Consider the following 7,447-nt stretch of genomic DNA (forward strand, 5'->3'; position numbering starts at 1 on the left):
TCCAGCTTCGGATGCAACGTGATCCAAGTACGCAATCACGACTATTTCACGAACCTGAGGAACAGGAACGCGATGTGGTGCCGGTGCTAGCGGTTCTGATCGAATGCCACACATGCACGATGACAACGCAACTTGGTCTTGAACCAACTTCTCGTCGTCGGATTTCGGTGGCTCGGGCACGACATCGGAAATTTCACCGAACAAGTCGTCGTGCTTTGATTGTTCTCGTTTCTTGGTACAGCAACTGCCAGCGTCTTCTTCGTTACCTCTACAGCAACCGCATAGATCGCCGTCCGTTTTCACTTCACAGCATTTGCAAGCGTGGCAGACTGTTTTGGCCTCGCAGCACTGACCTTGAGCACATGTTCCCTGCGCAGCCACCAACGTCATCGGCTGAATTACCATTGCAGCGATCAGACAAAGATTAACGGCGGTGCGAATTAGGGGGGAGTTACTCACTGTGACCTTCCGAAAAGGATACCCATGCCCGGTATATGAACTGTATCGGAAATTTGGCCGAAGAGTTCAATAGGAATTAACCGGTTAGGCAAACTTTGACTGCTCAACTATAGCTCATTAGGACCTGAACGCCATGGATCGGCATTCTTTTAGACCCAGAACGACCCACGCCAAACGATTGCTGCTAGCAGCGTTGGTTGCAGCGTCGACGTCTGGTTGTGCCTCTCAGCGCGGTGTTCAGGTAGCAAAAGTCACCGCCCCGGTCACCGATTCAGCCCCGATGTCGGGCGCGAACAGCGACGTCGACTGGCAGCAAGTCTTTAGCGAGCCGGTAACTGCTTCCGTACAGCACGTCGGCTACAACGACGGAGTGGTGATCGCATCGCCCGCCGTCTTCGCTCAACCACCCCAGGAAGACAGCAAACGAAGTTTCGGAGACTTTCTGCAACTCGATCCGCCCAAGGAAGAAGATGGGGAGTTGGGAGTTGGGAGTGGGGAGAAAGAAGACGAGCAGGAGGAAGACACGGAGAAGGGGAGACAAGAAGACACGGAGGGTGATGAAAATGACGAGACAGATGACAATTCCGAGACTCCCGATCTCCTATACTCCGTGTCTCCCCCTCTCCCAGACTCCCCTTCTCCCAGCTCCCCAACTGGTCAGCCTGTCGAGTATTTCGTAGGCACTGCCCTCGCACGTCATCCCAGAATTCTCGCCGCCAGGCAACGTGTCGCTGCAGCGACCAATGTCATCCCGCAAGCCAAAGCACTTCCCGACCCAACGTTCAACAACACTTTCTGGCCGTTCCATGACAACGCGTTGCAAACCGCGGGCGGTCGTGTTGGAAATCAGATGTCGGTCAACCAGAACGTCCCGTTTCCCGACAAGCTAAAAACGAAAGCCATCATCGCGAGTCGCGAAGTCCAGATCGCTCAAGCCGAAGTCGACGCGATCGCTCGCGAAGTCACCGAGTCCGTACGACTGGCGTACTACGAAGTCTGGTTTGCCACGCGCGCGATCGCGATCATAGAGGAAACCAAAGACCTCGTCGCCGACCTGACCGACGTTGCCGAAGCCCAATACCGCAGCGGTGGTTCGCAACAAGACGTGTTGCGTGCTCAGCTTGAAACCGATCGCCTCGACGAACAACTCATCACGCTTCGCAGACAAAAGCAAGTCGCCCAGGCCGACCTCGCAACGCTACTGCAACAACCTGTTGACTTACTTCCCGAAGCAACGGATGAACTCGGTATCACTGACACGCCCCAGCAAATCGAATCGCTGATTGCGTTGGCCGAACAATGCAACCCGAAACTGCGTGGCCTCGCGTGGGAAATCCAGCGCGACCGCGACAAAGAACGCCTGGCGTGTTTGCAGCAGTACCCCGACTTCAGCGTCGGCCTCAACTGGGGACTGATCAGCGACGGTCACGACGTCATCAGCCCCGTCGCCAACGGCAACGACAACCTAAGCATCAGCTTTGGAACGACGTTGCCGATTTGGCGAGAGAAGATCAACGCCGGCATCCGCGAAGCCGCTCATCGACGCAGCAGCACCACCCGCCGCCTCGAAGCCGAACGCGACGAGCTTTACGGCAAGATCCGTCGCCTGACCGTACAAGCCGACGCATTGGCGGGGCAACGCGACATCTACGAGGGCCGCATCATCCCCCGCACCGAAGACACGCTCAAACTCTCAATCGCCGACTACCGAGGCAAACGGACGGACTTTTTCACGCTGATCGAAACCTACCGCGAACTGTTAATGTTCGAGACCCAACTCGCCCGCATCGACGCTACGCTAGCCGGCACGATCGCTCAATTGGATCGCACGGTAGGTTGCCCATAATCAACAGAAACACCGTGATTCGTGGGCTCAAAAATAATTTTGGAATTTTTCGCGAGAATTCTGCGAAGCGAACTCTCTTAAGGTAATTGGAACCCTTACTAGAGGAAAATAACATGAAGAATGAATTGATATGGTTGAGATTTCGAGGTGGAGATGCGGAGAGTATCAAGCAAGCAATCGAAGATCGTGGCGAGTTCACAGCGGTCGTCTCTGTAGCAGACGTTGCACCGCAGACGAATCAAATCTGCTTGGTGTCGCTACAGGACGACGAAAGCAGACTAGGCGATGATACCCCCGATCTAAGCATCGACTTCGTTGGCGTGTCACAGTTGGGCAAGTGGATCGCAACAGGAAAGAAGCAACTGAAAGTCAGTGGCGTTGTGGAAACCGGTCGGATTGACGTTGAGGATGTTCTTGAACGATTGGACGGACGATTTCGCAACAGGGTCGACACGAACTTCGGTGAGGCGACTCGATTGCCGGAAAAGACGTCGGAAGCCTTGCTTGGGGCACTACAGGGCGTGTCACAGAGCTTGCGAGCGGGAATGCCCGGCATTCAATCGCTGATGGCTGAACTCGCCTCCATTCGCAGCCAAGCCGAAGGCGGCATTGCCGACATCGAGCGTGACGCAGTGGTAACGTCGCTTGAGATTTTCGGCGGTTTGCGTCTGCGGAAAGAGATTCTGCGTGGCACCACGCCGGCACAACAAGCGGCAACCAGCTTTCTGAACCGATTGTCACACTACAACGTCCGTGAAGATTCGCAGATCAATTTGGATGCAATGTCGTTTCCAGGTTTTAACTTCATTAAACCCTACATCACGAGTCGTGTTGATGTGTCCAACGATACCGGTGAGACGCTCTCGATCATCAACTGCAATCGTCAACCGCTCGAACACACGCTCGGCGTGGACTTGATCTATTTCAGTCATGTCCATGAGTCGTTCGTAATGGTTCAGTACAAAAGGCTATCCGCTAGCGGAAACGGAAAGCCGACCTACTACCCCAACAGCGACAAGAATTATGCAGGAGAAGTGGAGCGGATGAATGCGGCAGCAGCGATGCTGCGGGATTTGGAGGACACGGAACCATCGGTCGCCAGCTACCGCTTGGGCAAAGAGACGCTGTTCTTGAAATTCTGTGAGGCCAAACAAAAGAGTTCTTTGGACAACAGCATGGCCTCCGGTTTCTACATTCCACTCGGTTTGTGGAATGCGTTTGCTGCATCTCCTGCATCGAAAGGCCCAAAAGGCGGCCTGCGAATTGATTGGGAAAGTAAACCTCGGTCGTTGAACAACACTGAATTTTGCAACATGGTCCGGTCTGGATGGTTCGGATCTTCCTCGGCTCAAACAGACTGTCTAAAAGAGATCGTTCGACAAACCATTGAAGCGGACCGAATGCTCGTTTTAGCCGCAACCTCACGGAGCCAGGATCGCCCCGATCAACTGCGTGATCCTTTCGGTCGCTACACGGAAGAGGACGATCCGCTAGGGTGGCGATAACGGTTTCAGGGCTGCAGTTCATAGGTCGGCTTTACATCTGGAGCCGACCACGAACTGTACCGGGAGTGTTCAGGCATTGTGAAGTCGGTGGGTAAGGTCGTAATAGTTCCAAACTGAAACTGTACGGTCTTCCCATCTGTGCTGCAGGTGTATTTCTGCTCGACACGATGCTGACGACCACGGGAATCACGACAGCGAATAAGCGCGGTGCCCTTAGTCATCCGCTCTGGTTTTTCACTGTTATTCAAGGCATCCGGGATGGCGAAGAAGCCCGTTTGCTGCTCAGGAAGCAGGTGCATTGGCGACGTCGGAAAGAGCTTCTTGTCATCCCCTTCGTAGCTGACCTCAACATGCAACGCTGGACCGGCTCCGTAGTTTGTAAGAGTTGGAATGGGCGTTTGGTCAACCACGACGCCGTCTTTTCGGACCAAATCAAATCGGCGATCATTCACATCCGTAGCCTCAACAGGGAATACGAACGTGACACGATCGAACGCAACGAAAGGCTGCATCCGCATATCGCGTTCTGCATCGAATTGCTGTTGCTGTTGCCGCATTTGATCGACCGCCAAAGCGAGTTGCTCTGTAGCGTGATTCGCTCCAAGCACCAGTGCGACGACGGCAACGAGAGAGGCGACTACCGCTGCAATCGCCGAAATTGCTGACCAATTCATCTGTTGGCTCTTCCTATTGTCTGTCATTTTTCTCCTTCGTGTATTCTTACCAGCAGTCTCTTGGCACGAGATCAAGTGCAGCAGGGCACGCCAATCATTGAGGCGTGTCAATTAACCTCCGAAGTTCCCGCCGCGCCCGATTAAGCCTCGAACCAACCGTACCTTCGGGGATGTCTAGCGTCTGGGCGATTTCTTGGTACGACAAGCCGCTCTCTTCTTTGAGCGTGAAGATCGCCCGCAATTCCGGATCGAGTTGATCGAGTGCCTGGCGAACCATTGCGACTCGTTCGTCTTGCTCGACGTGGTCAGTTTGCCGAACAGTCGGCTCGACCACCAGTTCTTTGGTCCGCCGATGTTTCTCGCGGCGCAAATGCTGCAAAGCTTCGTTGGTGGCAAGTCGATAAAGCCACGTCTCAAACTTCGACTCGCCACTGAATTGATCGAGCTTCGTGAACGCTCGAACAAAAGTTTGCTGCGTTAAGTCGTCGGCGTCCTGTTGACCGACCATCCGCACCATCAAGCGAAAGACGCGATCAGCGGTGGCCTCATAAATCTGGCGGAGCGCAGCGTGATCGCCGCCCGCACCGGCCTTGACCGTTGCGTCGTCGATTGGCTCTTTGTCATTGCTCTCACTGCGATGCTCCATTTGTCAGATTGTACCGATACCCAATGGGGGTACTAGCGGCCTTTGCGCCATGGCAATTACCGACATATGCGGTCGCGTATCACACAGACCATCGCGCCTTCGCGTAACGATTTGGGATTTCTCCTGGCATTCGGATACCGCGGCACCGTATTTGCGAATTCGTTTGGACCCCCCAATCACAAACAGAACAAGGAAAACGACATGTCCAACTACCGACTCTTTGGAGCAATGATCGCAACTTCGACCGCCGTCATGCTGTTGTTGATGTATTTGAACACCTACGCGATCGACCACGTCTACTGGAGCGAGACCCGCTTCTACATGGCACTCGTCATGGGGGCAACGATGGCGATGATTATGTTGTTGTTCATGCTCGGCATGTATAAGAGTACGAAGACCAACGTGGCCATTTTCGCTACCAGCTTCGCCGTCTTCGCTGGGTCGCTGTACCTCGTACGCAGCCAGGAAACCGTCGAAGATGTCTCGTGGATGAAAGCCATGATCCGACACCACTCGATCGCGATCCTGACCAGCGAACGAGCCAAAATTACCGACCCTCGAGTCCGCGAACTGGCCGACCAAATCATCGAAACACAAAAGAAGGAGATCGCTGAGATGAAGGAGCTGATTGCGGATTTGGAGGGTAAGATTGCGGATTTGGAGGGTAATGCGCTCAGCGGACTCGCATCTAGAGACTGAAGATTGCGAGACACACCGGTTTTTGAATTAGAGCAGCCAACGCTGGAAAATTTTGCCTAATTTTCGACGCCGACTTCGTTTTGGTCGATGTCAACCGCCCACGCATCACGACCGGCTTCGTAGGCTTCCCAGGCGACGTAGGGGACGATCAGCAGTGCCGCGACCGGATCGGCCCACCACCATCCTTGCCATTGAACCAGACCAATGCCGATCAAGACGACGATGGTTTGATACTCGCAGATCATGGTGTCGATAGCATCGTATTTCAACGATGGTGAATCCGTTTTCTTGCCATAGTGGTACTTGCCCCAGGCGAGGATCGGATTGATGACCAGCGAGACCAACAAAATGCCAATGCCCCACCATGACATTGATGCGGTTTCTTGGCTGATGAATTTGCTGATCGCTTCGTAGCAAATAAACAGGACGGCAATCGTGAACGCTGCGGACAAAACGCTCAAGGCGATTTTCTTTCGCTTTCGCACTTCACGGTCGCTGATGCCTTTCTCTTCACCGTGAAGTCGCCAAATCATGAACGCCGCCGAATTGCTTTCGACGATGCTATCGACGCCCCAACTAACCAACGCGGAACTGCCTGTGGCAAAACCGGCTGTGAGCGACACGACGACTTCGGTGATGTTGTAGATCAGGCTCGTGATTTCGATGTAACGGCCGCGACGAATACCTTGGACATGCTTCGTATCGTCGGGTTGATCGTCATTTTTGTTATGTCTTGGCCGGTCGTTTTCCACGTAGAGTTCTCCACTTAAAATTTCGGTTTATAAGCAAGTAAACGCAGGGCGTTGACGACGACAACGAGCGTGCTGCCTTCGTGCAATGCAACTGCGGGGCCGATGTTAAGGCCGAAGATCGTGGCGGGGACGAGGAACGCGACCATGCCAAGACTCATCCAGAGGTTTTGACGGATGATTGACTTCGTCGATCGGCTAAGCCCGATGGCCAGGGGCAGGTGGTCGAGGTTGTCGGCCATCAAGGCAACGTCTGCGGTTTCGAGGGCGACGTCGCTACCGGCGGCTCCCATTGCGATACCGACGGAGGCGGATGCCATGGCCGGGGCGTCGTTGACTCCGTCGCCGACCATCGCGACCCCGCCTTCGCTTTGCAGTTTTTTGATCTCGTTGACCTTGTCGTCGGGCATCAAGTCGCCGCGAGCTTCGTCGAGACCGACTGCCTTGGCGACCGCGCTAGCGACCTTTTGGTTGTCGCCCGAGATCATAATCATCCGCTCGATGCCCAGTTCTCGAAGCCGCGAGATCGTTCGCTTGGAAGCCTCACGGGGGGTGTCCATCAAACCGATCACGCCGAGGTAACGATCACCGCGCCGGACGATCATGGTTGTGCGTCCGTTCTCTTCGAGCGATTCGACTATCTCGCGAACGCTATCTGGCAGCGGTGGCCCGTCGACTTCGGAGAACAAATCGTCTTTGCCGATGTAAACGATGTCTCCTTCGACCGTCGCCTGAATTCCTCGCCCAGTAATGCTCTGCAAATCAGTCGCATCGGGAATCGCTCCCCCACTCCCAGACTCCCCTACTCTCAATCGTTCCTTTCCGTCACGGACGACCGCTTTAGCAAGCGGATGCTTGCTGAGGTCTTC

Annotated in this window: 8 protein-coding genes; 3 read left to right on the forward strand and 5 right to left on the reverse strand. The window is 54.5% G+C overall.

Annotated elements, in window-relative coordinates:
- Positions 1-459 (reverse strand): hypothetical protein (locus RMSM_RS13860; protein WP_201767033.1); only part of this gene is annotated, 459 nt, incomplete at its 3' end.
- A gap of 280 nt (positions 460-739) precedes the next feature.
- On the opposite strand from RMSM_RS13860, the gene RMSM_RS13865 reads away from it, so the two are divergent.
- The gene (locus tag RMSM_RS13865; protein ID WP_008697012.1) at positions 740-2,305 is read left to right on the forward strand and encodes a TolC family protein; all 1,566 of its coding nucleotides are present in this window, start codon (positions 740-742) and stop codon (positions 2,303-2,305) included.
- Between the two features lie 113 nt (positions 2,306-2,418).
- Positions 2,419-3,810: a hypothetical protein gene (locus tag RMSM_RS13870; protein WP_008697014.1), complete on the forward strand. Its 1,392-nt coding sequence runs from the start codon at positions 2,419-2,421 to the stop codon at positions 3,808-3,810.
- 5 nt (positions 3,811-3,815) lie between these two features.
- Here the strand turns inward: RMSM_RS13870 and RMSM_RS13875 are convergent, their stop codons facing one another.
- Positions 3,816-4,484, reverse strand: coding sequence for a hypothetical protein (locus RMSM_RS13875; RefSeq protein ID WP_008697016.1), 669 nt, complete (start codon positions 4,482-4,484; stop codon positions 3,816-3,818).
- Positions 4,485-4,578: 94 nt separating this feature from the next.
- Positions 4,579-5,130 carry an RNA polymerase sigma factor gene (locus tag RMSM_RS13880; protein ID WP_008697018.1) on the reverse strand — a complete coding sequence of 184 codons (552 nt, stop codon included), beginning with the start codon at positions 5,128-5,130 and terminating at the stop codon, positions 4,579-4,581.
- Between the two features lie 201 nt (positions 5,131-5,331).
- On the opposite strand from RMSM_RS13880, the gene RMSM_RS13885 reads away from it, so the two are divergent.
- Complete coding sequence (locus RMSM_RS13885; RefSeq protein WP_040766524.1) at positions 5,332-5,829, forward strand: DUF305 domain-containing protein; 498 nt, start codon at positions 5,332-5,334, stop codon at positions 5,827-5,829.
- A 56-nt stretch (positions 5,830-5,885) separates the two neighbouring features.
- Here the strand turns inward: RMSM_RS13885 and RMSM_RS13890 are convergent, their stop codons facing one another.
- Together RMSM_RS13890 and RMSM_RS13895 are read right to left on the reverse strand one after the other, a co-directional pair.
- A complete protein-coding gene (locus tag RMSM_RS13890) occupies positions 5,886-6,581 on the reverse strand; it encodes a cation diffusion facilitator family transporter (protein WP_008697021.1) in 696 nt (231 codons plus the stop codon).
- A 14-nt stretch (positions 6,582-6,595) separates the two neighbouring features.
- Positions 6,596-7,447 (reverse strand): HAD-IC family P-type ATPase (locus RMSM_RS13895; RefSeq protein ID WP_040766520.1); only part of this gene is annotated, 852 nt, incomplete at its 5' end.

This window comes from Rhodopirellula maiorica SM1, assembly GCF_000346295.1.
Lineage (GTDB): Bacteria > Planctomycetota > Planctomycetia > Pirellulales > Pirellulaceae > Novipirellula > Novipirellula maiorica.

What these genes read in the sequence shown, in the direction of transcription:
- RMSM_RS13880 (WP_008697018.1), bottom strand. Translation starts at nt 5,130, where the DNA reads ATGGAGCATCGCAGTGAGAGCAATGACAAAGAGCCAATCGACGACGCA.
- RMSM_RS13875 (WP_008697016.1), bottom strand. Translation starts at nt 4,484, where the DNA reads ATGAATTGGTCAGCAATTTCGGCGATTGCAGCGGTAGTCGCCTCTCTC.
- RMSM_RS13865 (WP_008697012.1), top strand. Translation starts at nt 740, where the DNA reads ATGTCGGGCGCGAACAGCGACGTCGACTGGCAGCAAGTCTTTAGCGAG.
- RMSM_RS13885 (WP_040766524.1), top strand. Translation starts at nt 5,332, where the DNA reads ATGTCCAACTACCGACTCTTTGGAGCAATGATCGCAACTTCGACCGCC.
- RMSM_RS13870 (WP_008697014.1), top strand. Translation starts at nt 2,419, where the DNA reads ATGAAGAATGAATTGATATGGTTGAGATTTCGAGGTGGAGATGCGGAG.